Annotated in this window: 2 protein-coding genes; one reads left to right on the forward strand and one right to left on the reverse strand. The window is 68.4% G+C overall.

Features of this window, described 5'->3' with window-relative positions:
* Positions 1-64: 64 nt before the first annotated feature.
* Positions 65-1,297, reverse strand: coding sequence for a pyrophosphate--fructose-6-phosphate 1-phosphotransferase (locus DRB06_RS12345; protein WP_073331636.1), 1,233 nt, complete (start codon positions 1,295-1,297; stop codon positions 65-67).
* A gap of 194 nt (positions 1,298-1,491) precedes the next feature.
* Between DRB06_RS12345 and DRB06_RS12350 the strand changes: the two genes are divergently transcribed.
* Positions 1,492-1,950 carry a nucleotidyltransferase domain-containing protein gene (locus tag DRB06_RS12350; protein ID WP_111820107.1) on the forward strand — a complete coding sequence of 153 codons (459 nt, stop codon included), beginning with the start codon at positions 1,492-1,494 and terminating at the stop codon, positions 1,948-1,950.
* Positions 1,951-2,098 lie beyond the last annotated feature (148 nt).

The raw sequence follows: 2,098 nt of genomic DNA on the forward strand, positions 1-2,098 counted from the left end.
CGGGCGGACGCGTTCTCCCGCGTCCGCCCGCCCCCTCTAACTGGGTTGTAGATGAGCCGGCGGCTCAGGCCTCACCGTCCGTGGCGGCGGCGGGCTCGAGGTTCTGGCCGAGCTCGGCCATCAGGTCGACGAACCACTGCTGGGTGATGTCGAAGGGCTTGCCGCCGGCAATGCGCTCGAAGGCGATGGCGCCGAGCTGGTCGCCGTTCTCCTCGTCCTGGCCGATGACACCGGGCTCGCCGCGCAGGGCGCAGTCGACCGCGAGGTCGCACATCTGCTTGATCAGGGCCAGGTCCTCCTCGTTGGCGGCGGCGGCGCGCGAGTAGTAGCCGGACTTCTGCACCATGACCTTCTCTGCGCCGATCTTGTCGGCGAACTGGCGGGCGAACCACTGGCCGGGGTTGATGGTGTCGAGCTTGACGTGGCCGAAGGGGTCGCGCTGGACCTCTTCACCCTTGGCCTCCATCTCCGCGATGATCTCGGGGACGCCGGCGCCCTCGGACAGGAAGATGTTGACGTTGCCCTGCTCGTCCATGATGGCCTTGAGGCGCTCGGCCTCGGCGGCGATGTCCAGCTTGGCCTCCGGCACGAACACGGCGTGCACGTCCCAGCGCTCCTTGGTCAGGCCCAGCGAGGGGGCCCACTGGCGGTCCTTGAGCAGCTCGTGGTAGCGGCGGGCGGTCTCGGCGGTGAGGTAACCGCAGTTGCGACCCATGCACTCGTGGACGATCAGCATGCGCGGGTTGGAGCGGTGCTCACCGATGACGTTGAGGGCGAAGCCGGCGCCCTGCTCGGCGGCGGTCCAGGCGCCCAGCGACTGGCGGATCGGAACGATGTCGTTGTCGATGGTCTTGGGCAGGCCGACGACGGTCAGGTCGTAGTCGTGGTCGCGCAGGTAGGCGGCCAGGTCGGCGGCGGTAGTGTTGGTGTCGTCTCCACCGATGGTGTGCAGCACGTCGACGCCGTCCTCGCGCAGCCGCTCGGCGGCGAAGGCGAGCGGGTCCACGCCCTCCTTGACCAGGCCGCGCTCGACGAGGTTCTTGGCGTTGGTGAGCTTGACGCGGGAGTTGCCGATCGGGGAGCCGCCGTACTGGCGCAGCACGCCCGCGTTCTTGCGGCCCTCCTCGTCGATGACGACGTAGTTGCCGGTGAGCAGGCCGTGGTAGCCGTACTGGTAGGCGATGATCTCGACGTCGGGGGCGACCTCGGTGTAGCGCTCGATGAGGTCGCCTACGGCGGCGGACAGACAGGGGGCGAAGCCGCCCGCGGTGAGGAGGGCGACGCGACGGATCGACATCGGAAACCTTTCGTAGGTGATGGGGCTTATCGCGGCCATCCTATCGGGATGCCGCCCCCGCGCGCCCGGAATCCTCACCCCAACCCGGATACCCGCCGAGGTCGGTGGAAGTTACGTGCCGGACCCCATCGACACCGGTCGGGCTGCAGCATGGCTGAGACGCTCGGCGATCACACGCGCGTTTTCATGTGTGCGTGACGCAGCGCGCCGAACGTGACTGGATCCGCTTCCGTCGGCATGCGGCGGGGCTGAGCCAGCGCGAGCTCGCGGATCGCACCGGTGTCACCCAGCCACTCATTGCCGCTATCGAGCCCGGCGCGCGTCGTCCGTCCGCTGACACACGGGAGCGGCCACGAAAGGCGTTACAGGTGCGCCCCTCAGTTCTGCTGCGCGCTGGGCGCAAAGAGGCCATCGCGTTGGCCGGTTCGCATGGATGCGAGGTTATCGGCGCGTTCGGCTCCGTAACCAGCGGCGAGGATCGCCCAGACTCGGACATCGACCTGCTGGTCCGTTTTCCACCAGATGCGGACATCCTGATCCTGCTGGAACTTGAGGAGGAGTTGTCAGATCTACTGACGGTGCCCGTCGACGTGATCTCCGTCGGCAGCGGCCCTGCCACGACGACCGGAGCTTCCCTAGGTCGTGTTGTGTAAGTCGTTTGTGCTGGTGGGGCGAGTGGGGCTTACACCGCCCCGGTTGGACCGCCCACGCCCCGTTGGACCGCCCCCGCCCCGTTGGACCGCCCACGCCCCGTTGGACCGCCCACGCCCCGTTGGACCGCTGTAACCGGCGGCTACGGCG

The organism is Actinomyces sp. Z5 (assembly GCF_003287795.1).
Lineage (GTDB): Bacteria > Actinomycetota > Actinomycetes > Actinomycetales > Actinomycetaceae > Actinomyces > Actinomyces glycerinitolerans.

Excerpts from the sequence above, each read along its gene's own strand:
- DRB06_RS12345 (WP_073331636.1), bottom strand. The coding sequence starts at position 1,297 with ATGTCGATCCGTCGCGTCGCCCTCCTCACCGCGGGCGGCTTCGCCCCC.